Origin of the sequence: Alteriqipengyuania sp. (genome assembly GCF_964222115.1) — a bacterium.
Lineage (GTDB): Bacteria > Pseudomonadota > Alphaproteobacteria > Sphingomonadales > Sphingomonadaceae > Alteriqipengyuania.
Map to the genome: position 1 here is coordinate 17,190 of NZ_CAXQBM010000006.1, position 24,295 is coordinate 41,484.

Sequence of the window (24,295 nt, forward strand, 5' to 3'; positions counted from 1 at the left end):
CCTCAGCCACGCGAAAGCGCATCCTCGGTCAGGCGCACGGCATCGGGCGTGCCCACTTCGAACCAGTCGCCGCTGAAGGGCAGTCCGAACAGCCGACCTTCCTCGATTGCGCGATCCCACAGGATGTTGGTCGAGAACTTGCCCTCGGGGGCATCGCGCAGCAGGTGGTGCGACACCAGCTGGATGCCGGTATAGATGAAGGGCGCGATCCGGCCCGACTTGCGGCGTGTCACTCCACCCGCCGAATCGAGATGAAAATCGCCGGGGCCGTTGAAATTGGCCGCACGCTTGTGCGGCACCACCAGCAGCAGGGCGTCCATCGCGCTGTCGTCCCAGCGGGCTGAAAGCTCCGCGAAGGCATTGCGCGGCCCGTCGAGCCAGATGTTGTCAGAGTTCAGGCAGAAAAACGGGTCTGGCAGCTTGTCCTGCGCCTTGATCATCCCGCCGCCCGTTTCCAGCAGCATCTCGCGCTCGTCGGATATGTCGACCGCGAGGTCGGCACGTTCCTTAAGGTGCGCCTCCAGCGCATCGGCGAGGTAATGAACATTGACCACAGCGCGCGCGACGCCCGCCTCGGCCAGCCGGTCCAGCGTGTGGTCGATCAGCGGCTTGCCCGCCACGCGTACCATCGGCTTTGGCATCGTCGCGGTGAGCGGACGCATCCGCTTGCCTAGCCCTGCCGCCATGACCATCGCGGTGTCGGTGACCAGCGTGCTCATGCGTCGACCGCGCCATGCCGTGCGCGCAGCTCCGTCGGAATATTGGCGTCGAACCATTGAGCGACAGGGGCGAGTTCGGGATGGGCGAGATCGCGCTCCAGCGCTTCCCACACGCGCGGGATCATACCGAGATAACGCGGCTTACCATCACGCTGGTTCAACCGCGCGAAGATGCCGACGATCTTGGTATTTCGCTGCGCACCGAGCCGCGCATAGTCCGCGTCGAACCCGTCGCTGCATTGCGCACATTCGCGATAGCGCGCGAGCATCTTCGCCTCCAGTTCGGGCGACACATCGCGGCGCGCGTCCTGCAACAGCGAGACAAGATCGTAGGCCGGGTGGCCGACGAGAGCATCCTGGAAATCGATCACACCCTGCGCACCGGGACCATCCTGCGGACGCAACAGCATGATATTCTCGGCGTGGTAGTCGCGCAGCACGGCCACATCGGGATGCGGGTTGCCGGCAAGTGGGGCCAGCACCTCGCGCCATGCATTAGCGAACCCATGCCCATCCACATCGAGGCCCAAGGCAGGGCAATACCATTCGGTGAACAGCTTCGCCTCGCGCAGGTAGGTCGCCATGTCATAGGGCGGGAAAGGGCCAGCGGGCTTGGTATGCAAATCGACCAGCGTGTCGATGGCGGCGGCATAGGCCGCTTCCTCCGCATGGGGATTCTCGTCGAGCCAGTCGCGCATCCGCGCATCGCCGAAATCCTCGATCAGGATCCAGCCATTCTGGAGATCTTCTGCGAAAATCCGGGGCGCACGAATATCGTGATCCAGGAGCCAGCGCGCGACATCGAGGAATTCCTGCGGCTTCTCGTCCGCCGGGGCGTTCATCAGCATGGCCCGTCCATCGGCCTTGCGAATGCGGAAATAACGACGGAAGCTCGCGTCCCCGGTCAGCGGGGCAATCTCCGCCCCGGCCCAGCCGGCTGCGTCGAGAAATTCGTGAATACCGGGAGGCAAAGTGCTCATGGCGCGCGTCCTAGCCAACCTGCGCCGGATTCGACAATCGCCTTGCGACCGCTTTCGGCAAATTGGACATGTATGGCGAGGCACCCCGTTTCATGGGTGAAGCCGCCAGCACGGTCGGGCCATTCGGCGATCAGCACCGCGCCATCGCGATAATCGTCAAGCCCGAGCTCCTGCACTTCGGACGGATTGTCTAACCGATAAAAATCTGCGTGGACGACCGGTGGCTGCAGTGCGTCGTAAGTTTCGATCAGGGTAAAGGTCGGCGACGGGACTTCGCCCTCGTGACCGGCGGCACGCAGGATCGCCCGGGCGAGCGTCGTCTTCCCCGCGCCCAGCGATCCGCTCAGCGCAATCACATCGCCCGCGCGCATGTTCGCCGCGATTCGCGTACCGAATGCTTCCATGGCCGCGAGGTCGGGCAGGTCGATGAGGCTCGGGTTCACCGCTTCGGCAGCCATAGCGAAACGCTTGTCCCCTCACCCTTGCGCGACTGGATATCGAACCGCCCGCCATGCGCTTCGACCAGCTGCTTGGCGAGCGGCAGGCCCAGCCCCTGGCGACGCGACGTATCAGGTCCGCTCGCTTCGCGCATTCCATCGAGCGCATGTTCAAGTTCGGCCTCGTCCATTCCGCGCCCGTCGTCCGAGATGACGATGCGGACACCATCCTCATACTTGCCCAGATCGACGAGGATCCGCCCGCTCTCCCCGCAGGCCTCTATCGCATTGTCGAGCAATTGCCCGATGGCACGACCAAGCTGGCGCGGATCGGCCGAAACGATGAGCGACTGGCTGCCCTTCAGGTCGAGTGTAATGCTTTTCGCCTCGACCGCATCCTCGCGCGCCCGCGCGACCCCGGCGACGAATGCCAGCAGCGACAATTCGCGCGGTGCTATGGGTAGCAGGCCTGCTTCGCTCTGCGAGAGATCGAGCACGTTTTCCACCTGGTCGGTCAGCCGTGCCACCGATTCCAGGATCGCCGCGACATATTCCTTCGCACCATCGGTCAGCGGCCCGGCAACCTCTGCTTCCAGCAGCTCGGCAAACCCGCCGATAGAAGTCAGCGGCGTGCGGAATTCGTAGGACATGTTGGCGAGGAAGCGCGTCTTGACCTTGTCCGCCTGCTCCAGCGCCTCCGCACGGTCGCGCAGCGCGGTCTCCGCTTGTTCGTTGGCCGTGACGTCCAGCGTGGTCAGCAGCCCGTTGCCGTCGGGCAAGGGAATGCCCGCAAATTCGATCGTCCGCCCGTCGGCCATCTGGAGCCGCCCTGCACGCTCCTTGCGGTCCAGCGTGGCGGACCGAATGACCTCGCCAACGCCTTTGACCTGCTTTTGCCGGGCAAGATTGGGCTGGATCAGGGTCAGCAGCGTATCGACCGAGGGGTGGCGATCCAGCGCTTCCGGTTCCAGACCCCAGGTTTCGGGGAAACTGTGGTTCCACAATTGCAGCGTCCCATCGGGCGCGAACACCGCCAGCGCCTCGAACAGGCTGTCGAGCATCGCGGTGCGAGTCCGCAACAGGGTGTCGCGGTTGGCGGCGATGGAAAGCTGCTCGGTCCGGTCTTCGAGGATGAGCGCGAGCCCGCCATCGGGCATGGGCTGGCCGACGACCGACAGATGCGTGCCGTCCGAAAGCGGCCAGTCCTCGTCCTGCGTGCCGCCCGCTTCGAACCACGCGATGTGCTCCTTGCGCCAGCTCGGGAAGTCGCGCACCTCGGGCGTGCGCCCCTCGTCCCGCGCATCCGATAACAGCCGTTCGAACGACGTGCCCAGAGCCCCCGCCCCTGGGCGCACCGCGAACAGGCGCCGGAACGGCTGATTGGCGAAGGTGAGCCTGCGTTGCCCGTCGAACTGCGCCACGCCCACCGACAGGCGATCGAGCATGCTGCGCTGCGCCTCGCGATAGGCGCGGTGCTCGCGCGCCTGATCCTCCTGCTCTTGGATGTCGACCGCGTATCCGGCAACGCCCTCGTCGCTCAGGGGCAGGTCGGAAACACGAAACCGTCGCCGCATGCCGTCCACACTGGTGACGGAGACGATGCGCTCTATCGGTTCGCCCGTATCGGAGGCCTGCTGAGCAATGGCGCCGGGATGCGTACCGTCGACCGCCTCGACCAGTTCTACCTGCTGATCGACGACCTCTTGCGCACTTTGTGCACCGACCGCAGAGACATAGGCTTGGTTCACGATCTGCAGCCGCATATCCTTGTTGCGAAACCACATCGGCATGGGCGCCGCCTGGATGAGCCCCACCAGCGCAGCAAAATCGGATTTGGCGCGCGTGGTTTCCTCGCGCATTTTTGCCAGTTCGCGCTCGCTTTCGCTGAAGTCGAACACCCAGATCAGTGCCGCTCCACCCGGCGAGACTTGCGGGTCGGCAAGGCTGCCGCGCAAGGCAAGACTTCGGGAGGAACCGGGCAAAGTTACTGCCATGCGAAACGGGGCAGCGGATTTCTGCGCCAGCCGCACCTTTTCGGTCAGTTCGTCGAGCTGCTCGGATGTCAGTCCGCGATCGGGATGCTTCGCCAGTTCGCTGAGGAATTGCGGCAATTCCTCCAGCCCGAGCCAGTGCGCCAGCCGCTCCGATCCTTCCAGCCGCCCGTCGCTGCGGACCAGCAAGGCCGCTGTCGGTGCCTCGTCCAGCAAGCGGTTGAGGCGCTTCGCCGTAAGCCGCGCCGCATCGGCCCCGCGCGAACGCGCGCCGGCTGCGATCATCAGCCATGCTGCACCGGCAGTCCACGCCGCGAGCAGCAAGCCGAGTAGCGCCAGCGCGGTTGAGCCGAGGTCCATAAGAATCAGCTAGGCCCGGGAGTGGCCAATTGGCAACCACCCCGGGCCTCGCATTGTTGCGGGTTTCCCCGCCCTATCGCAGATTTGCGATCAATAGCGGTAATGTTCGGGCTTGAACGGACCTTCCACCGGCACGCCGATATAGTCCGCCTGTTCCTTGCTCATCTCGGTCAGCTGCACGTTGAGCTTGGCGAGGTGGAGCGCGGCGACCTCTTCGTCGAGGTGCTTGGGCAGCACGTGCACGGCGTTGTCGTACTGGTCGGCCTTGGTGAACAGTTCGATCTGCGCGAGCACCTGGTTGGTGAAGCTGGCGCTCATCACGAAGCTGGGGTGGCCGGTCGCATTGCCGAGGTTGAGCAGGCGGCCCTTCGAAAGCAGCAGGACGCGCTTGCCATCGGGGAATTCGACCAGATCGACCTGCGGCTTGATCTCGGTCCACTTCATGTTGGCGAGCGCGTCGACCTGGATCTCGTTATCGAAGTGGCCGATATTGCCGACGATCGCCATGTCCTTCATCGCGCGCATGTGGTCGACGGTGATCACGTCCTTGTTGCCGGTGGTGGTGACGAAGATGTCGGCACGCTTGGTCGCCTCTTCCATCGTCACGACCTCGTACCCGTCCATCGCCGCCTGCAGCGCGCAGATCGGGTCGATCTCGGTGACCATCACGCGGGCACCGGCCCCGGCGAGCGAAGCAGCCGAGCCCTTGCCGACATCGCCGTAGCCCGCAACGCAGGCAACCTTGCCCGCCATCATCACGTCGGTGCCGCGACGGATGCCATCGACCAGCGATTCCTTGCAGCCGTACTTGTTGTCGAACTTCGACTTGGTGACGCTGTCGTTCACGTTGATCGCCGGGAACGGCAGCTTGCCTGCCTTTGCCAGCTGGTAGAGACGGTTGACGCCGGTGGTGGTTTCTTCCGACACGCCGCGGATCGTTTCGACCGTCTTGGTCAGGTAACCGGGCTTGCGCGCGACGAATTCCTTGAGCGCGCGCTGCATTTCGCGCTCTTCCTCATTTGTCGGCGCGGGCATTTCCTCGCCAGCTTCGATCCGTGCGCCCCACAGCGCAAACATGGTGGCATCGCCGCCATCGTCGAGGATCATGTTGCAGGGCTCGTCACCCCAGTCGAAAATCTTCGCGACGTAATCCCAGTAGTCGGCCAGCGTTTCGCCCTTGATGGCGAACACGGGAATGCCCTGTTCGGCAATCGCGGCGGCCGCGTGATCCTGCGTCGAATAGATGTTGCAGGTGGTCCAGCGCACTTCGGCGCCGAGCGCGACGAGCGTTTCGATCAGCACCGCGGTCTGGATCGTCATGTGCAGCGAACCGGCGATCTTCGCGCCGGTCAGCGGCTTGCTGTCACCGTACTGCTCACGCAATGCCATCAGGCCGGGCATTTCGGTTTCGGCGATGTCGATTTCCTTACGACCATAGTCGGCGAGGCCGAGGTCCTTGACGATATAGTCCTGCTTCTCGGATGCGAGGGTAGCCATGCTTGCTCCTTGGGCTTTGGTGGGCATACGCCGGCAGGGGCGCAGGGAACCCGGAAAATGACGTGCGGCGAAGGGGTCGCCGCATCCGTGACGCAGCCCATATAAAGACTTCTTTATATCTTCAAGTAGGATCGTGCCGATCGCTGCGCAAACCGTGCAAGACATTCGACCGGAGGCCTGGGATTCAGGCATTTCCGGGAAAGATCGCGGGTCCGGTTCGTAGAGGTGGTGCACTGGTCTGCATCGTCATGCGAGCAAGCAAGCATCTTGCCCCGGCTGACATCACAGGCCAGAGGACGCGACGGACACCAACCAGCGGGACATACAGACAATGCAGATTTCCGAAGGCGACAAGCTACCCCAGGTCACTCTTTCCAAGGTCGGCGAAAGCGGGCCGGAGCCGGTCGAATCGAAAGAATTCTTCGCCGGACGCACCGTGGCGCTGTTCGCCGTACCGGGGGCTTTCACGCCCACATGCTCGGCCAAGCACCTGCCCGGTTTTACCGAAAAGGCAGGTGAGTTGAAGGCCAAGGGCGTGGACGAGATCGCCTGCATCTCCGTCAACGATCCCTTCGTGATGGGCGCGTGGCAGAAGGCAGACGGCAGCAAGGATGTGACCATGCTGGCCGACGGCAATGGCGATTTCGCCAAGGCGATCGGCCTTACCATGGATGGTTCGGGCTTCGGGATGGGTACCCGCAGCCAGCGCTATTCGATGCTGGTTGTCGATGGCGAAGTGCGCAAGCTCAACGTCGAAGCGCCGGGCGATTTCAGCGTTTCGAGCGCGGAGCATATGCTCGGCCAGCTCTGAAGCTGGACACCATCATGAAAAAGGGGCGCTCCTTCGTCTGAAGGCGCGCCCCTTTCCGTATCAGTTGGTCCCGAAGATCAGAGCTTGAAGCCGACCGTCAGGAACACCTCGCGCGGGTTGCCGTAGAACGTCGTCAGCGTGCCTTCGCAACCGAGTGCCGGATAGATCTCACCCACAGTGTAAGTACCTGCAGGGCACGTCGCGGCCAGCACAGGAGCGGCTGCTGCCGTGAGCGGCAAGAGCTCGCCGGTCGTCGGGTCGGCCGCCATGAAGGGGTAGCCCGAAGTCTTGTAGCGTTTGTCGAACAGGTTCTTGCCGTGCAGGCCGATCGTCACCCTGCCACCCGGCAGCGTATAGACAATATCGGCGTTGAACAGCGCGAAACCATCTTGGTCCAGGTAGGGATTGGGGATTTCGAACTGGAAGGTCTTGCCGCGATATGTGGCGGAAGCGCCAGCGTAGAGGTCGCCATTCCCGATGGGGGCATTGTAGGCAAGGGTTGCGCTGCCCGTCCACTTGGGTGTGTTCTGTACTTCGCGGTACTGGGATACATCGGTCGGCGTCGCACCGATATTGGTGATGTACTCGTCGTACTCGGCATCAATGTAGCCGACCGAACCAGACAGGCTGAAGCCAGCGCCGAGGCGGGCGCTGCCTTCGAATTCGATACCTTTGAAAGTGGCCTTGCCCGCATTGGTAACAGTGCCGCAGAAAGTCGGCACGCCTGCGACCACACACGCTTCCGAACCGGGAATCTGGACGTCCGTGTAGTCGGCGTAGAAACCCGCCACCGCGATGCTTACGCGTCCATCGGCGAGGCTCCCCTTGTAGCCGATTTCGTAGCTGTCGACCTGTTCAGGTTCGAAGCTCAGGAAGGCTGCGACTTCATCGTCGGAAACGATCGTATCGCTATTGAGATCGGGCGCGTTAGCACCGACCCCGCGTGGGTCGAACCCACCACCCTTGAAGCCTTTCGAATAAGACGCGTAAATGTTGTGGTCGGGCGTCGGCTTGAAGCTTATCGATGCGCGCGGCGTGAACTTCTCGAATTCGGCCGATCCTTCGAAATCCGTGTCGGTACCGATCACAATGCCTTGGGCACCGAACGCACCCGATCCGCCAAGGATGTAGTTCTGCTTCGTAATATCGGCATCTCGCCGATCCCAGGTGTAGCGACCGCCTGCCGATATCGAAATCCGATCGGTGATATCGAGCGTGGCGTCGGCGAACACCGCATAGGTTTCCGTATCGACCAGTGCAGCAGTGAAGCCGGTCAGCTGCGGCAACAAGGTTGGCAGCGAAGTATAAAGGCGGCTCTCGAACAGTGTATCGGCTTGGGCATCGAGATAGTACGCGCCGATAAGACCGGTCAGCGGGCCACCATTGTCATACAGGACCTGCAGTTCCTGGCTCAGTTGCTCGTTCAGGTACACACCTGGCACGTCGAAATCGACCGTCGCCAGCGCGTCGAAATCGATCGGCGTGCTGCTGTCGTCCTTGCGCCATGCGGAGATCGAGCGGAAGGTGAAGCCGCCACCCAGCTCAAGCTCAGCTTGCATCGAAACACCGTAGGATTCGACCTCCTGTTCCGGATCGGCAAGCCCGCCGCGCGTATCGTAAACATTGTCGAGCACCGGCGCGCCGGTGACGTAGCCGGTGATCAGACGATGGCCGCCGCGCGGGTTGCTCTTGTCCTTGGTGTAATCGCCCTGAATGCGGATAAAGCCGGGCTCCCCGTAGCCACCCATTTCGAAACTGGCCCGGCCCGCCCAGATATCCTTATTATAGTTCTCGACACCCAGCGTGAGGTTGTCCCCGAACCCACCACGCGAAAGGCGCGCGACCGAGCCACCGACGCGGATCAGATCGTTGACCGGGACCGATGCCGTAACGACACCCTCAGCAAGGTTGTAGGTACCGTAGCTTGCCTTCGCCTTGAACGCGGCGTCCTGCGGCAGGCGGCGGCTCACATACTTGACCGCGCCACCGATGGTGTTGCGACCATACAACGTCCCTTGCGGCCCGCGGAGGACTTCGATCCGTTCGACATCGTAGATTTCCAGCACCGCAGCCTGCGGACGGTTGAGGTAAACGTCGTCGAGATAGATGCCGACACCCTGTTCAAAACCGGACACGGGATCCTGCTGGCCGATGCCGCGAATAAAGGCGGACAGCGTGGAGTTCGTCGCGCGGCTCGGCTCCAGCGTCACGTTGGGCGTGAACTGCGCAACTTCGGTAATGTCGACCGCACCGAGATTTTCGAGCTGGTCGCCCGAGAACGAGGTGACCGAGATCGGCACATCGATCAGGCGCTCTTCACGCCGCCGTGCGGTGACGGTGATCAGGTTGCCATTGCCGGTTTCGCCCGCGGCGGTAGCGGCTGCTTCCGCATCTGCTTCTTCGTCACCAGCGGTCTGTGCCGCAGCCGGCACAGCCATAAACGCGGCGAATCCCGCGCCGGCCATCAGGCCCGCACGAACGGCAACACTGCTTCTCTTGGAGCTACGCATCTCAAATTTCCCTCTCCGTTAAATTCTTATGGCAGCCTCCATATTGAAACCTGAACCATGTTTCAAGTTATCGCTTGTCCGCCGCAAAAGATTTCCATAGGTGTGGCAATCATGGCGCGCACCGATCTCGACACCAGCCCTGCTCCACCCGCGACCGAGCGCGGGCGACGCACGCGCCGCAAGCTGCTGGATGCAGCGACGATCGAATTCGGGGAACGCGGGTTTCACGAGGCTTCGATTGCCTCGATCACCCGACGCGCAGGTGTGGCGCTGGGCAGCTTCTACACCTATTTCGGTAGCAAGGAGGCGATCTTCCGAGACCTGGTGCGCGATCTGAGCGATGGCGTCCGCCTCGCCGCAGCACAGCGCCTGGCCGAACGCGATCTCGATGCGCTGGACACCGAACGGGCGGCACTTGCCGCATTCATGGCGTTCGCGCGCGACCACAAGGAAATCTACCGCATCATCGACGAGTCCGAGTTCGTCGACCCCGATAGCTATCGCGCACACTACGAAAAGACGGCCGAGCGGATACTCGGTCGCTTGCGCGCGGGTGCCGAAGCGGGCGAGTTGCGCAATGACCTGGAAGAGGCGCATGCCTGGGCAATCATGGGCATGAATGTGTTCCTCGGCCTTCGTTACGCCGTATGGAACGAAAGCGACAATACGTCCGGCGCTGCCGAGCGGGCCGTACAGGCGGCCAACACCATTCTTTCGGACGGTATCGGGCCTTCCAAGCGCGATTGAGCGCTTTTAGTGGCCCATCAGGCCAAGCACTTCTTCCCGGCTGCGTTCGTCATCGCGAAACACGCCCATCATCCGGCTGGTGACCATAGTGACGCCAGGCGTGCGAACGCCGCGCGCGGTCATGCAGGCATGGCTCGCTTCGATGACCACCGCCACACCCTCAGGTTTCAGATTGTCCCAGATGCATTCCGCCACCTCGGCGGTGAGGCGTTCCTGCACCTGTAACCTCCGGGCGTACCCGTGCAGCACACGCGCCAGCTTAGAAATGCCGACGACGAAATCGGTAGGCAGGTAGGCGATATGGGCCACCCCGATGATCGGGGCCATATGATGTTCGCAATGCGACTGGAACGGAATGTCCTTCAGCAGCACGATATCGTTGTAACCGCCTACCTCTTCGAACACGCGGCTGAGGTGCACTGCCGGGTCTTCGTCATAGCCCTGACAATATTCCTTCCACGCGCGAGCCACGCGCGCGGGCGTATCCAGCAATCCCTCGCGCGCAGGATCGTCCCCCGCCCACTCAATAAGGGTACGAACCGCAGCCTGGACATTTTCGGGCACCGGCAGCTTGCCGTCTTCCCGGTCCTCGTCGGGGCCTACCAGACTACTCATTTCAGAAATTTCCTCTTTGCCGTGTCGCGCAATCGCCTGAGCCGCCCGCCTTTGCCGAAAAGTCCGCCCTGCGCAAATGGCCTGAGGATTCCCGACGGTTTTTCCGGGTCGAGCATCGCCGATTCGGCAAGCCATTCCTCGAATTCGGTCTTGGTTGGCGGGACGTAGGGTTTTAGCGTTCTGCGCCCTACGGAACCCAGCGCAGTGATGGCCCGCTGCATCGTCCCGTGTTCGTGGAGCGCGGCTTCCATCTCTCCCTCGCTGGCACCGCAGTGTTCGGCCAGCAAGGACACCCGGATCGCCCGGATCCGGTTTTCCAGCCCGCGCCCCGCATTATGCGGCCGTGTTGCATCGAGTACCGTATCGCATTCGCTATCCAGCCCCAGCGACCGGTTGTTAAGATTGGCCGATCCGATCCGCAGCACCTCGTCGTCCACGATCATCAATTTGGCATGCACATAGATCGGCGTCTTGCCGGTGTAGGGAACATACACCTCGAACCGGTCGTGCGCGTCGGCTGTTTCGACCGCTTCGGCAACCAGATCGCGCGCATGGTCCATCGCCTGCTGCTCCAGCCAGCCGTCGGCATTGCGTGGATGGACGATCACGATTTCCGGTGGATCGGGCTCACTCAATCGCGCGGCAATAGCTTCTGCAATCTTGCGCGAGGTGAAGTACTGGTTCTCGATATAGATGAACCGCTTGGCACGTGCGAAATGCGCCAGGAACAGTTCTTCGACTTCGCGTACCTCGGTTACATCGCCATTTGCGGTTCGCGTGCGGGAGAGGCCGATCTCGACATCCTCGAAATCGGCCTGCAGTTGTTCGGGCCATGGCTTCCTCGCCGGGCGTACCGGCCGATCCAGCGGCTTGCCGCCCGCCACCTGCCAGCGCGTATCGCACAGGTCAAACAGCGCGCCGACGATCGGGCCGGTCATCATCACGGTAATGTCGTGCCACGGGCCATGGACATTGCCCGGCCAGTTCACCCGGCGTGGATCGTCTTCCAGGTGCTCGCGGGTATCCCACCGATCATAGGTCAGATCGATCCCGCCGCACACCGCCAGCTGCCGGTCGAACACGGCGATCTTCTGGTGGTGGCTGCAGCCGGGCGGATGCTTGCTGTCGAACCGGAAGCTGATCCCGTCGACCATCCACATGCGCGCGATGTCGTAAGCCATTCGACCGCGTTTGAAGAACTGAACCCAAGAGAGTCCCCATTTGAGGATGCGGATATCCAGCCCGTTGTGATTATGAACCAGCCACGGAAGGTAGTCGCCAAGCCGGGAGGGACGATCGGTATCGCCGTTTTCCCATTCCTCGCCGCGCCTGAGAGAGATACGCGTATCGAAATCCCATCCGATCAGGATGATCTGGGTCTGCGCATTGTACATCGCGTTGTGAACATGGGTGAAATAGTTCTCGCCATCGATGACCACCGCCATGCTCTCGGCGATCGCGTAACGCCAGATGCCCGGTTCTTCGGACGCGTCTGCCCCTTCGCCGCCCGCGATGGCCCGTTCGAGCTCAGGGCTGCCCCCCGCCCCGGACACTATTCCTTGGCGTCTTCTTGTTTTTCGGGGGTCACTTCGGCGTCGGCCTTTTCCTCGGTTTTTCGGCGCTCGAACACCTTTGCCATGTGTTCGATATCCTTCTGGTCGAGATGATCCCTGAAGTCCGGGAAATGGTCTTCCTCCTCCTCATTTATGTGATGGCGGTAATCATGGTCGAGAGCCTTGAGCTTCTGCAGCCACGCCCCCTCGCTCATATCGGTCGCGGCGAGATCGTTGAGCATCTCTTCGATTTCGTGATGTTCGGCGACCGAGTGGCGTGTTTCGCCGGTGGTCGGGGGCTTGCGCATCATGGTGGAATACAGCGCTTGCTCCTCGGCTGCCGCGTGGCTTTTCAGCTCCTTGGTCAGTTCTTCGAAAAGGCTCTCGCGCTCGGCGCTATCCCCATGGGTGGCCAGCAGCTTGTCGAGCAGCTCACGATGCCTATCGTGATCTTCCTTGAGGCGTTCGAAAATGGCTTCGGCGGAACTCATCGTGGTTCTCCCTGGAAATGCTTTCCCCTTAAACCGGAACTCGCGAAGCCGGTTCCACACTTGCGAAAGGCGTGAAGGAATCCGAACGGGCAGGATGTCCATTCTGGCAGGATAAACCCAATCAGATACACGCCGACCGTCCGCCGGGCCGCCCCAAGGATGGTCGGCTCCAAACTTCCACTCAAAAGTACACTGAGCGGAGCGAGGGACTTTTGCGTGAACGGTGTTGGCGCGCCCTGCAGGATTCGAACCTGCGGCCTCAGGATTAGAAGTCCCGCGCTCTATCCAGCTGAGCTAAGGGCGCGCATCGCCACCCGGCGCATAGCCGCCTTTTCGCAAACTCAAAACCGGGTTATGCCAGCGCAATGGGGGATAGCAGGACACAGGCTGCGCCGATGCGCTTCAAGCACTTCGACCGCGTGATGGCGGCCTTCGTGGCAATCCTGTTGCTGTCCAACATTATCGGCGCGGCCAAACTTACCTCCGTATCCGTACCCTTCTGGCCTGATGGATGGTGGCCCGCGCCGGACGGCGTGTTCATCTATGGCGCGGGCATCCTGTTCTTCCCGGTCAGCTACGTGATCGGAGACGTGCTGACCGAGGTTTACGGCTATGCCCGCGCGCGGCGTGTGATCTGGACCGGCTTTGCCGCGATGATCTTTATGGCATTCATGAGCTGGGTCGTCGTCAGCCTGCCGCCGGCCGCGAGCTGGAACGGGCAGGATGCCTACAATCAGGTGTTCGGGCTGGTCCCGCGCATCGTGCTCGCATCCATCGTCGCCTTCTGGGCTGGCGAGTTCGTCAATTCCTTCGTCATGGCCAAGATGAAAATCTGGACCAAGGGGAATGCACTGTGGAGCCGTACGATCGGTTCTACCGTGGTGGGCCAGGGCGTCGACAGCCTGCTGTTCTACCCCATCGCCTTCCTCGGCATCTGGGATACGCGCGATGTCATGATCGTGATGATCACCAACTGGGTGCTGAAGATCGTATGGGAGGCGGTGCTGACCCCGCTCACCTACATCGTGGTGAACTGGCTCAAGCGGGAAGAAGGTTTCGAGATATTCGACACCAACACCGATTTCTCACCCTTTGCAGCGGAACAGCGCTAGCTCTTCATAGGCTCGTCGAGCAGCAGCGCAGCCTCGCCCTTTTCCGGCAGCTTTTTCTCCCCCTTCACCCGTATCACGGGTTCGAGGCCCAAGTGTGTGGCGAGCAGCGCGAGATCGCGTTCGGTCGGTTGGCCGTAAAGCGATGCGTGGCTTTTCGCGAGGGTGAGGACCAGCGACTTCTTCTCACGCGTCAATCGTGTCGCCTCCAGCGAACGCGCCGACCCGGCCCCCAGTCGCCGCGCCAGTCGCAGGCCGAGGCCCCAGGTGACCGCCTCTTCGAGCGCGTCCCCGCTGGCGAGATCGGTGATTGAGCCGGGAAGATCGAGCTCGTTCGAATTGGCGCATATCGCCGCGGCCAGCATCCCCCGCCCTTCCGGCGAAACCGCGATCCAGCGCTTGTGCAGCGCCCAGTCGACGCCCTGCCCCACGCGCAGATTGGGTTCGGTCTGCATCGCCGCCCAACCAAGCATGATCGCCGCGAGGCGAAGCCGTTCTGCACCGGGCCGGAGCGAACTGACCGTCTCGACCGTCCATCCCGCGATGCGGGTCGCCTGCATAGGCGACGCACCCCGGCTTTCTGCGAAATCCACCACGCCTGCCAGCAGCGGGTCCTGCGCAAGCTGATACTGGTCCAGCCGCCGCATCATCAGCCCTTCGCGCAAACCCCATGCGGAAACGACGATGCGGTCGGGGTCATAATGCTTGAGCAGGACATGCAGCAACTGGCCCGCTTCGGGCAGCGATTCGGCACGCGACGACGTGACGCGGGGGATCGCCCTGATCCGGTCGATATCGGTGCGCGATACCGTCTTGATCAGCGCGGCCGCATCTTCCCGGTTCAGGATGAAGCCGTGCGGATCGGTCAGCGCGAACCCGGCTTCTTCCCGCGCGAACACCGCGAGCGCGCGCCAAGTGCCGCCGACCAGATAGAGATCCCCTCCCGCAGCGATCTCCGGGCCTTCCTTGCCGACCATCTTCTTCAGCTTGTCGCGCAATTTCGCACGGTCACCGCCGCCAAGACTGGGCAGACGCAAAGTCCCGGCGGGCAGGCTGCACCCCTCGCCCGCTTCACCGTCTGCCACGGGCGTCAGCTCAAGGCTGCCACCACCCAGGTCCGCAACAATTCCACGCGCCGAGGGAAATGCTCCCAGCACGCCCTCGGCGCTGATCCGCGCTTCGTCGGTGCCGCTAAGCAGCCGCGGTTCAAGCCCGAGCGATGTGACGCGCGAGAGGAACTCCTTGCCATTCTTCGCATCGCGAACCGCTGCGGTGGCGACCGTATCGACGTTTTTCACATGGAGATCGGCCAATAAGAGTGCGAAACGTTCCAGCGCGCCCATCGCCAGATCGATCGCGTCGTCAGCCAGGAGCCCGTTCTCATCGAGATCGCGCCCGAGCCGTGCAGTCACCTTCTCGTTGAACAAAGTGGTGGGTGCGCGCGGCGGACCGCCATAAATGACCAAGCGAACGGTGTTAGACCCGATGTCGATAATCGCGCCGAGCGGCTCCGAGCCAGAAATTCGCCCGCGATCACGCTTGTTCTTGCGTCCCATCAGGCAGCACTCCTTGCAAACGCCAGTTTCGGCACATCGCCCGCTTCCAGCGCACCTCCGCGCCCGGAGAGCGAAGGGTTAGTCATGAAGTAGCGATGGCAGTTGAACGGCTTGGCGCCTGGTTCTGCGCGTTCGTAAGTGCCATCGGGCTGCAGGATCCAGCTGCGTTCGTTATCGAGCAGATTGGCCAGCAGCACTTGCTGCAGCACCTGATCGTGCACGGTCTGGTTTTCAATCGGCACCAATTGTTCCACCCTCCGGTCGAGGTTGCGTTCCATCATGTCCGCGCTCGAAATGTACACCTGCGTCTGCTTGCCGGGGATCGGCGCGCCATTGGCGAAGGCATAGATGCGACTGTGCTCGAGGAAGCGCCCGATGATCGACTTCACACGGATATTTTCCGACAGGCCAGCCACGCCGGGGCGCAGATTGCAGATGCCGCGCACCACCAGCTGGATTTCGACCCCTGCCTCGCTCGCCGCGTAAAGCCGGTCGATCATTCCCTGATCGGTCAACTGGTTCATCTTGATCCAGATGCCCGAGGGTTTGCCTTGGCGCGCAGCATCGGCCTCTGCATCGATCCGGGCATAAAGCCGTTCGCGCAGGTCGATCGGGCTGATGCCCAGCATTTCCATCCCGTGCGGCTCGACGTAACCGGTGACGAAGTTGAACAGCTTGGCCGCATCGCGGCCCAGCCTGGGATCGGCTGTGAAGTAGCTGAGATCGGTGTAAATCTTGGCCGTGATCGGGTGATAGTTGCCGGTGCCGAAATGGCAGTAGGTCCGAAAGCCCTCGTCTTCCCGCCGGACGACCATCGCGACCTTGGCGTGGGTTTTCCAGTCGACGAAGCCGTAGATCACCTGCACGCCTGCACGTTCCAGCTTGTTCGCCCAGTAGAGGTTCTGCTCCTCATCGAAGCGAGCCTTCAGCTCGACCACAGCAGTCACCGACTTGCCGTTCTCTGCCGCCTCCACCAGCGCCTCGATCACTTCGGACTGCGTGCCCGCGCGGTAGAGCGCCTGCTTGATGGCAACGACGTTGGGGTCTGCCGCCGCCTGGCGAATGAAATCGACCACCACGTCGAAGCTTTCGTAAGGGTGGTGGATGATGATGTCTTTCTCGCGGATTGCGGCGAAGCAATCCCCGTCATGTTCGCGAATCCGCTCTGGGTAACGCGGCGTATAGGCATCGAATTTCAGGTCCGGGCGGTCTTCCTTCACAATGTCGGAGAGGCCAGACATGCCGAGCATCCCGTCGATCTTGACGAAGGTCGCGCCGGGCGTGGCCAGCCGATCGCGCAGCAATGCCTCGGCCGTTGCATTGAAATCGGTTTCCAGCTCCAGCTGGATCACCTGCCCACGCCTCCGCCGCTGGATCGCGCTGCGGAAGGTGCGGACCAGGTCCTCGGCCTCTTCCTCGATCTCGATGTCGCTGTCGCGCAGCACACGGAACACGCCGCTGCCGCGCATTTCGAAACCGGGAAAGAGGTGATCTGCGAAACGCGTGATCAGGTTCTCGATCCCGATATAGATTGCCTCGTCTCCGGGCACACGCAGGAACCGGGGCAGTGCGGACGGGATCAACACCATTTCGACAAGATCTTCGGCGGGTGCCTTCTTCTTCTGACCCTTACGACGCACGGTGAACAGCACCCCCAGCCCCTCGTTCGCGATGAACGGGAAAGGGTGCGCGGGATCGAGCGCCTGCGGCGTGATCACCGGCATGATCTCGTCGAGGAAGTGCTGGCGCAGCCATTCGTGAGCCTCGCGATCGATCCGCCGGTCGTCCGCCATGTGAATGCCCGCATCGGCAAGCATTTCGCGCAGATCGCGAAAAATCTCCTGCTGGCGATCGTTCAGCCGCGAGAGCCGGTCGCGTATCTCGGAAAGCTGCTGTGCCGGGGTAAGCCCGTCGACCGATGGTTTCTCGATCCCGCGCTGCACCTGGCCGACCAGGCCCGCCACGCGGATCATCATGAATTCGTCGAGATTGCTGCCCGAGATGGAAAGGAAACGGAGCCGCTCGAGCAGTGGGTAATCTGCGTTGCACGCTTCTGCCAGCACGCGATCGTTGAAAGCCAGCCAACTGAGTTCGCGATTGAAATATCGCGGACTGGAGTCACGATCGGAACTGGCACTCAGCGGGGAATCCATCGGCACTCGGCTCTCGCTTCAGTCTGTTCAGCTGACCATATTCTGCACGGCACAGGCCGCGTAGATTTGCCGTGCCTGTATCGTTTGCGCACGGGTCAGGCCACCCCGCTTATCGCAGCTTTCGCGCTACCAGTCGGAGGACTTGAGCAGATCGGTGCTGCGCGCGATTTCCGCGATCCCGCGCTTGCCGTCTTCCCCGCGGCCGAGCTGCACGATCACGTCGATCACGCTGGCTGCATAGGCGATAATGTCTGGCCGGGTCAGACCGATGCCGGTCTGCATGACCATAAGGGAGAGCTGTTCGAGCGCTCCGTGCAGCGAGTTTGCATGGACGGTGGAGAAACTGCCCGGGTGGCCGGTGTTGATCGCGCGCAGGAACGAGACGCTTTCCGCCCCGCGCAGTTCGCCGAGCACGATCCTGTCCGGGCGCAGGCGAAGCGCGGCCTGCAGCAATTCGTTGGCAGTGACCTTTGCCTCGCCCAGTTCGCCCTTCACCGCGACCAGCCCCACGCCATTCTCTCCCGGAAGGCGAAGTTCGGGCGTATCCTCGACCAGCACGACGCGCTGATCCTTTGGGATTTCGCCCAACATCGCGTTGAGGAAGGTGGTCTTGCCGGTGCTGGTGCCGCCGGAAATCAGGATCGTCTGGCGCTGGAGAATCGCCTCGCGCAGGAAGGCGATCGGTTCTGCCTGCGGATCGGGCATGGCCGCCTTCTCCGCCTTTTTCAGTGGGCCTGTGTCATAAGCGTCGAGCGGCAGGTCCAGCCGCCGGTGACGACGGATCGCCATCACCCAATGCTTGCGGCTGGCAGGCGGCCCGCAGAACTGCACGCGCGCACCGTCTGGCAGGGTCGCGCCGAGCAGCGGGTGTTCGCGATTGATGCCCTGATGGCTGACCCGCGCAACCTGCTCGGCAAGCCGTTGCACCAAGATATCGGTGATCGTGTCGGTCTCGATCCGCTGCATGCCGCCTGGCTGGGCTGCATCCTCGATCCACACCTCGCCGGGACGGTTGACGATGATCTCGGTCACCGTGTCGCGGTCCAGCCATTGGCGGAAGGGCGCGAGATAGGCTTCGAGATAGACGCTGCGCTCACGCCCGAGCATGGGCTCGGGAGCCTGCGCCGCATCTACCGATTGCAGGTTTGCGCTAATATCCGGCTGGTCCACGTCAGCCCCGCTGCCCGGATCAGACGCCTGAGAAATCGAGATCGCGCGCGGTAAACACGCGGATCGGCTCACCCGCGCGCACCCGCACGACCGGGCCGAGCTGGCTATCCTGCTGTGCAGCGGCGGCAGCAGCAGCCTGTCCGCCACCACCGATCACGACCGACGCGCCGCCGGTGCCGATGGCGGAAAGCCCCCCGACGACCGACAGGAGCATGGCCGAACCGAAGCGCTGGAAGAACCGGCTGTCGACCTTGCCCGGCAGGCCGGTCTTCCCGTCGAAACCTACGCCCGGCGATTGCAGGTTCACGCTGACACCATCGGGGCGGATCACGCGCGTCCAGATGACGTAGGCACGCTTCTGGCCCGCCTGCAGGCCCGACTGGTACTGGCCGATCAACCGGCTGGAGCGCGGGATCAGCACATTCTTGCCATCGAAGCTCTTCACGTCCTGGCTCACCACGGCGCGCACGTAGCCCGGAACATCGGTATCTATCGCGGTCTCGAGGATCGCCGGGATCAGCGTGCCCTGCGTGACCGTGGTCGTCGGGTTCGCCATAGTCGTGGCCTGTGCAGGCCCGCCGCCAACGCCGCCGATTTTCGCTGCGAAGTCACCTGCCGATCCGCCGACCGAGGCCGGCGCGCCGGTAGCCGCTGCAGCGCCTTCGGGAAGTGCCGCTGTCGGCACGCTGGCCACCGCCTTGCCCGAGGAATCGAATACGATCGTCGGGCTGTTGTAGGGATTGGTCGCCACGCCCACCGACGCACCGGGCTGGTTGGAAAGGATGGGCGACGGGGCCGGATCGGCGCGCACCACCGGTTGCGGCGATGCGCCGCCGGTGGCTGCTGCCGGGGCCGGGTCGGTCGCGATCTTGGTCGGGGTTGCCGTGGAAGCGGCAGCTGTATTCGCTGCGTCGCCACCCTCGCCATCGTCGAGGCGTGCGTTGCTCATGCTCCACAGCGTCACGAGACCAAGCGCGCCGACTATCGCGATACCTGCGACCATCCCCATCGCGTCGCCGCCGCCCTTCTTGGCGGCAACCGCGGGAAAGGCACTGCGGCTGGCGAGATCGATGATCTCCGCACTTTCGCTCTCGCGCGGATCGTCATCGCGCGCGTCATTGGCGAAATTGCCATCGCTGTCGCCGGACCTGGGCCCCTTCTTGGGCATTTTCATCGCGAGGCGCATAATTCTGCTTCCCTGTACTGGCGTGCCTACCGGCCGCCGCTCACCGGCCCGCTCGCCGCGGTGGCGCGAACCGGACCATTATTCACCAGTGTGGCTTTTTCGCGACCCGAGCGCAGAATGATGTGCGCCGGGACACCATCGACGACCACGGTATCTCCGCGCGTGGTCGAATTGACGGGGCCTTCGTCGCCCTCGTAATTCTCGATCAGGATGGCGGGCACGGGTCGCTCGACATCCCATTTCAGGTAGGTCGACGTACCATCGTCGAAGACCTCGTCCGGCAGCAGGTGCGTGGCGCCTTGCGCGGCCCATTTGAAGTTGAGCATTGCCGGATCGATCACCGCCAGCGGATCGTTCGCCGCGGCCAGTTCGAGCGCGTTCACCTCGCCAGCAGCTGCCAGCTGCTCTTCCTCAGGCTCCGGCGGAGGATCGGGGTAGGTAAAGCGCAGCACATACATGGGCTTGGCGCGCGGACTTGCGACGAGATCGAACAGGTAGGTGTGGCGATTGGTGACCACCGTCATGTTGGTCTGCGCGGTCGGCGCCAGCGGCTTGACGAACAGCAGGTTGGCGCGCTGGTTGGGCGTGATCTGCCACGCGGCGGAATCGCCCACCGCGACATTCTCGATCGACTCGCCATCGCCGAACTGGATCGTCGCCTGCACCTTGGTCTTGCCCTGGATCACGACGACCTCGTCAGGGTCGTAAAGCCGCTCGACAAGTCGCGGATCGCTGGCAAGCAAAGGGCTCGCCGCGAACAGGGCGAGGCAGCAGAGCGTTGGCAAAGCCACGCGAATCATTTCACTTTCTCCGTTTGACGGGCAGGCGCACTCTTGAAGCGGGACCCAAGTCCGCTGGTGCGCGATGCCGCCTTGCTAGTCTCACCGGCCTGTCCATTCCCTGAAGAGGTAGCGTAAACCTTGGTCACGCGGGTGCCCCCCGCGTTGCCACCACCGCCCGAATCGTTGGCCGCGACCGGCGGGGTCGCCGCAACCACTGCCGTGCGACGCGCCGCGCTGGACGCGGCGGGCTGCGATCCATTGGCGCTGTTATAGGCGTTGGCAGCAGGCGCAGCGGGCGCGGGGGCCGCCGCAGGGGCGCGGTCGGCTGCCTTGTCATTATCGCGATTGGCGAGCCCGAACACGGTCCAGCCGCCCACCATGGTGCCCATCACCTTCAACACCATCACCATCAGCGCGACATGCACTGCCCCGATCATAAAAAAGGCCATCGCCGCGCGGGCCGGGATTTCTCCGGGAATCGCGGTCAGCGCAGCGAGGATCGGGACCGACATTTCCAGCATGATCGAACCGCCCAGCACCGCGAACAGCGGGGTGAGCGCCATCATCGTCAGGCCCTTCAACCAGCCGGTGAACAGCCCGCGCGTGCCGTTGAACAGTGCCATCACGACGAAGATCGGGCCGAGCGCGACCAGCAAAGCAAGCGCGATGCGGGTGGTCACCAGCAAGCCGACCGTGCCGAGCATGAACAGCAGCGCGCCCATCCACAGCATCCCTGCGGGCGAGAACGTCTCGATATTTTCCTGACCTTCGCTCGCCTGCTGGACCGCGGCGAATACGACATCGACCTTGGTGGCAAAAGTCTGCGTGGCAGAGCCCTTGTCACCGGTCAGCGCACTCGCGAGCCAATCCGGCCCGTCCACGAATACGCCCCACACGATCGACTGGTACGCGACCCAACTGGTCGCGAAAGTCAGCACCAGACCCAGCGTGATCATGCGCGGAGTGAGCGCACGGACGCCCAGAACAGAACGACCTGTCAGCAGGTTGATCGCGAAAAACGCGACGTACAGCGTCAAGACGATGGTGAGCGCGGTGACCAGGATACCACCCGGCGCGAACAGGCGCGCGAACGTGGCGCCGGTCACTTCCGCCGCAACGCAATTGACCGCCTCCAGAGCGGCGGCAACACCGCCCGCGGCTTCGGACATTGCCAGATCGCAGGTGGAATTGGGTGTCATTCCGCCGCCTGCTTGAACGGAATTTCGCCACCATCATCGTCGCTTTTCCCGCCCGGCCAAGCATGGCCGGTGAGCGCGGGGAACCAGTCGGCGGGATTGTCGCCCACGGCCTCGCGCAGCAGATCGAGCCTACGCACGCTGCTTTCGCGACCCGACAGGATCGTGAGCACTTCGGGTGCGCCCGACAGGTCGAGCCGCACGACAACGCTCGCGTCGGGCTGGCGGACAAGGAAACAGCGGCTGTGCGCAGGCAATGTGCGGATGAGCGCGAGTTCGTGCTGCGTCAGGCCGAAACCGTCGCAGTAATCCTCCGGCCGTGCGCGGCTGTTGGGCATGAACACCATCGTCGCGGTCTGTTCGACCAGCGCGGTGGAGATGCGGCTTTCCAGCGCATCGCGCGCAGACTGCGTGGCAAAACCGACCAGCGCATTGCGCTTACGCAGCGTCTTGAGCCAGTCGCGGATGCGCGCAGCGAACACCTCGTCGTCGAGCGCCTTCCAGCCCTCGTCGATCAGGATCATGGTCGGCTCGCCATCGAGCCGCTCCTCGATCCGGTGGAAGAGGTACATCATTGTCGGCGTGCGCAGCCGCGGGTTTTCGAGCAGCGCGGTCATATCGAAGCCGAGCGTCTTGCGCTCGAGGTCCAGCTCGTCGGCCTCGTTGTCGAACAGCCAGGCATGCTCGCCGCCGTGGATCCATGCAGACAGGCGATCTGCCAGATCGCCCGGTTCGGGGCGGCGCGTACCGCTGAGCAGCTCGCGGAAATTGCGCAACCGGCGCAAGCTCGCATCGTTTTCGTACGCCGCATCGACCGCGTGGCTGACGGTCTGCAATTCCTCGGGCCCCTCGGCCTTCAGCATCACGCCCAGCCAGTCGCGCAGGAAAGCGCGGTTCGCCGGGGTGTCGGGCAGCGAGAGCGGATTGAAGCCCGAAGGCTCGCCCGCGTAGATCCGGTCGTAGCGCCCGCCGATCCCGCGCACGAACAGCTCCGCCCCGCGATCCTTGTCGAACAACACGGTGCGCGGAGAAAATTTCTGCGCCTGTGCGGCGAGGAAATTCATCACCACGGTCTTGCCCGAACCCGACGGCCCGATGACCGAGAAATTGCCGAGATCGCCATTGTGGAAGTTGAAGAAGAACGGCGTCGCGCTGGTCGTCTCCAGCAGCGTCACCGCCTCGCCCCAGTGGTTGCCTTCGGCCTGACCCAGCGCAAAGCCGTGCAGCGAGCCGAAGCTGGCCATGTTGGCGGAAGAGATCATCGCGCGGCGTACGATATACTGCTCGTTACCGGGAAACTGTGCCCAGAACGCGGGTTCGAGATTGGTGTCCTCGCGCACGACAATAGCGCCGGTATCGGCTAGCGCAGCGGAGCAGGCCGCAGTGGCATCGTCGAGCCGTGGTAGCGTCTTCTCGCGCACCAACACGCTGAGGTGGTGATCGCCGAAACCGACCGCGCCATTGCCCAGCGCATCGCGCGCAGCCATCATGTCGTTGCGTTCGGCCTGTGCTTCCTCGTCGACCGAGCGCAACCGCCGGATCGCTAGGTCCATCCGCTCGCGCGCGGTGGTGCGTTCGGAAGGCGCATAGCTTTCCGACACGACCATCTCGTAGGGCAGTCGCAGCAGGCTATCGAGCAGCCCCGGGCTGGTCGCGTCGGGATAGTCTTTCAGCGACAGGATCGAGGCGAAATCGGGGTCGCCAGATCCGCGCAATTCCATCGCGTCGATGCCGAAGCTCGCACGGCGATAGGGCAGGAAGTGGCCAATATCGCGGTCTTCGGCAGGGCGGCGCACGGGCCGCATCTCTCCGTTATAGAGCGCCGACAGCAGCTCGAGGATTTCGGAATTCACGAAGCCCTTGGGCCCGGTGTAATCGCCCAGCAGCGAAGCACCATAGGGCTGCAGCGAGGCGACGAGGCCGGTCGCGGCAGCGCGCAGAGCGCGCAGGTCTTTCGGATCGACCTCGACCGCGTCTTTCTTGCGCTTGTTGAGCGCCTTGCTCGCCTTCTCGACCCAGCCCGCCTTGCCGCGTGCGGGGCGGCGGATCAGCGTGACGAACTGGTCGTTGATGAACAGCGAACCCGAGCCGAGCCGCTCTTTCCACCGCGCATCGATATGGCGCGCCAGCGGATCGGAAAATTCCGCATCCAGCTCCACCTCTACCCGGCGACGGATCACGTGGTGGTACATCACGAAGCGGCTATCGAGCGTGCTGCGCAGCATTACCTCGCGGGTCGCCGCATGGGCGTTCAGCGCGTCGGTATCCTCGGTTTCGAACAGCAGGCCCGGCACCTGCATGGCAGTCAACAGCGCGCCATCACGCAGCAGCAACGTGTTCTCGTCCACGAGGCGAGCATAGGGCAGCCGGTCGCCAACGCGGGCTTCCTTCGCGCTCCAGGCGGCTGCTCCGATCCATTTGCTCATGCGGCG

General features: G+C 63.2%; 19 protein-coding genes and 1 tRNA gene. 3 read left to right on the top strand and 17 right to left on the bottom strand.

Going from position 1 to position 24,295, the window contains the following annotated elements:
* Positions 1-2: 2 nt before the first annotated feature.
* From ACEQXE_RS00355 to ahcY, 5 genes are all read right to left on the bottom strand, one after another.
* On the bottom strand, positions 3-719 hold the full coding sequence (locus ACEQXE_RS00355; protein WP_370176905.1) for a nucleotidyltransferase family protein: 717 nt from the start codon (positions 717-719) through the stop codon (positions 3-5).
* Complete coding sequence (locus ACEQXE_RS00360; protein ID WP_370176906.1) at positions 716-1,699, bottom strand: aminoglycoside phosphotransferase family protein; 984 nt, start codon at positions 1,697-1,699, stop codon at positions 716-718. The genes ACEQXE_RS00355 and ACEQXE_RS00360 overlap by 4 nt, the downstream gene beginning before the upstream one ends.
* Positions 1,696-2,157 (bottom strand): tRNA (adenosine(37)-N6)-threonylcarbamoyltransferase complex ATPase subunit type 1 TsaE, encoded by a 462-nt coding sequence (gene tsaE / locus ACEQXE_RS00365; RefSeq protein WP_370176907.1) that lies wholly within the window; start codon positions 2,155-2,157, stop codon positions 1,696-1,698. The genes ACEQXE_RS00360 and tsaE overlap by 4 nt, the downstream gene beginning before the upstream one ends.
* A complete protein-coding gene (locus ACEQXE_RS00370) occupies positions 2,139-4,487 on the bottom strand; it encodes a PAS-domain containing protein (RefSeq protein WP_370176908.1) in 2,349 nt (782 codons plus the stop codon). Before ACEQXE_RS00370 ends, tsaE begins: the two co-directional genes overlap by 19 nt.
* A gap of 90 nt (positions 4,488-4,577) precedes the next feature.
* Positions 4,578-5,984, bottom strand: a complete 1,407-nt coding sequence (ahcY, locus tag ACEQXE_RS00375) for an adenosylhomocysteinase (RefSeq protein ID WP_370176909.1) — start codon at positions 5,982-5,984, stop codon at positions 4,578-4,580.
* A gap of 331 nt (positions 5,985-6,315) precedes the next feature.
* Here ahcY and ACEQXE_RS00380 point away from each other — a divergent pair, with 331 nt between their 5' ends.
* Entirely contained in the window at positions 6,316-6,795 is a 480-nt protein-coding gene (locus ACEQXE_RS00380; protein WP_370176910.1) for a peroxiredoxin, read from the top strand.
* A gap of 77 nt (positions 6,796-6,872) precedes the next feature.
* On the opposite strand, the gene ACEQXE_RS00385 is transcribed toward ACEQXE_RS00380, so the two are convergent.
* Positions 6,873-9,305, bottom strand: coding sequence for a TonB-dependent receptor (locus ACEQXE_RS00385; protein ID WP_370176911.1), 2,433 nt, complete (start codon positions 9,303-9,305; stop codon positions 6,873-6,875).
* 111 nt (positions 9,306-9,416) lie between these two features.
* Here ACEQXE_RS00385 and ACEQXE_RS00390 point away from each other — a divergent pair, with 111 nt between their 5' ends.
* Positions 9,417-10,052 carry a TetR/AcrR family transcriptional regulator gene (locus ACEQXE_RS00390; protein ID WP_370176912.1) on the top strand — a complete coding sequence of 212 codons (636 nt, stop codon included), beginning with the start codon at positions 9,417-9,419 and terminating at the stop codon, positions 10,050-10,052.
* Positions 10,053-10,058: 6 nt separating this feature from the next.
* On the opposite strand, the gene folE is transcribed toward ACEQXE_RS00390, so the two are convergent.
* The 4 genes from folE to ACEQXE_RS00410 all read right to left on the bottom strand — a co-directional run bounded on the left by folE (position 10,059) and on the right by ACEQXE_RS00410 (position 13,015).
* Positions 10,059-10,667: a GTP cyclohydrolase I FolE gene (folE, locus tag ACEQXE_RS00395; RefSeq protein WP_370176913.1), complete on the bottom strand. Its 609-nt coding sequence runs from the start codon at positions 10,665-10,667 to the stop codon at positions 10,059-10,061.
* Positions 10,664-12,220, bottom strand: a complete 1,557-nt coding sequence (locus ACEQXE_RS00400; RefSeq protein ID WP_370176914.1) for a phospholipase D-like domain-containing protein — start codon at positions 12,218-12,220, stop codon at positions 10,664-10,666. Before ACEQXE_RS00400 ends, folE begins: the two co-directional genes overlap by 4 nt.
* A complete protein-coding gene (locus ACEQXE_RS00405) occupies positions 12,220-12,813 on the bottom strand; it encodes a hemerythrin domain-containing protein (RefSeq protein ID WP_370176915.1) in 594 nt (197 codons plus the stop codon). Before ACEQXE_RS00405 ends, ACEQXE_RS00400 begins: the two co-directional genes overlap by 1 nt.
* Before the next feature lie 125 nt (positions 12,814-12,938).
* A tRNA-Arg gene (locus tag ACEQXE_RS00410) sits at positions 12,939-13,015 on the bottom strand.
* Positions 13,016-13,076: 61 nt separating this feature from the next.
* Here ACEQXE_RS00410 and ACEQXE_RS00415 point away from each other — a divergent pair.
* Positions 13,077-13,823, top strand: coding sequence for a queuosine precursor transporter (locus ACEQXE_RS00415; protein WP_372524225.1), 747 nt, complete (start codon positions 13,077-13,079; stop codon positions 13,821-13,823).
* Here the strand turns inward: ACEQXE_RS00415 and ACEQXE_RS00420 are convergent.
* From ACEQXE_RS00420 to ACEQXE_RS00450, 7 genes are all read right to left on the bottom strand, one after another.
* On the bottom strand, positions 13,820-15,376 hold the full coding sequence (locus tag ACEQXE_RS00420; RefSeq protein ID WP_370176917.1) for a Ppx/GppA family phosphatase: 1,557 nt from the start codon (positions 15,374-15,376) through the stop codon (positions 13,820-13,822). The two genes, ACEQXE_RS00415 and ACEQXE_RS00420, sit on opposite strands and share 4 nt — an antisense overlap.
* The gene (locus ACEQXE_RS00425; protein WP_370176918.1) at positions 15,376-17,529 is read right to left on the bottom strand and encodes an RNA degradosome polyphosphate kinase; all 2,154 of its coding nucleotides are present in this window, start codon (positions 17,527-17,529) and stop codon (positions 15,376-15,378) included. Before ACEQXE_RS00425 ends, ACEQXE_RS00420 begins: the two co-directional genes overlap by 1 nt.
* Positions 17,530-17,655: 126 nt before the next feature.
* Entirely contained in the window at positions 17,656-18,636 is a 981-nt protein-coding gene (gene virB11 / locus ACEQXE_RS00430) for a P-type DNA transfer ATPase VirB11 (RefSeq protein WP_370176945.1), read from the bottom strand.
* 82 nt (positions 18,637-18,718) lie between these two features.
* The gene (locus ACEQXE_RS00435; protein ID WP_370176946.1) at positions 18,719-19,873 is read right to left on the bottom strand and encodes a TrbI/VirB10 family protein; all 1,155 of its coding nucleotides are present in this window, start codon (positions 19,871-19,873) and stop codon (positions 18,719-18,721) included.
* Positions 19,874-19,911: 38 nt separating this feature from the next.
* Positions 19,912-20,685, bottom strand: coding sequence for a TrbG/VirB9 family P-type conjugative transfer protein (locus ACEQXE_RS00440; protein WP_370176919.1), 774 nt, complete (start codon positions 20,683-20,685; stop codon positions 19,912-19,914).
* Positions 20,682-21,866 (bottom strand): type IV secretion system protein, encoded by a 1,185-nt coding sequence (locus ACEQXE_RS00445; protein ID WP_370176920.1) that lies wholly within the window; start codon positions 21,864-21,866, stop codon positions 20,682-20,684. Before ACEQXE_RS00445 ends, ACEQXE_RS00440 begins: the two co-directional genes overlap by 4 nt.
* On the bottom strand, positions 21,863-24,289 hold the full coding sequence (locus ACEQXE_RS00450; protein WP_370176921.1) for a VirB4 family type IV secretion/conjugal transfer ATPase: 2,427 nt from the start codon (positions 24,287-24,289) through the stop codon (positions 21,863-21,865). The genes ACEQXE_RS00445 and ACEQXE_RS00450 overlap by 4 nt, the downstream gene beginning before the upstream one ends.
* Positions 24,290-24,295: the final 6 nt, after the last annotated feature.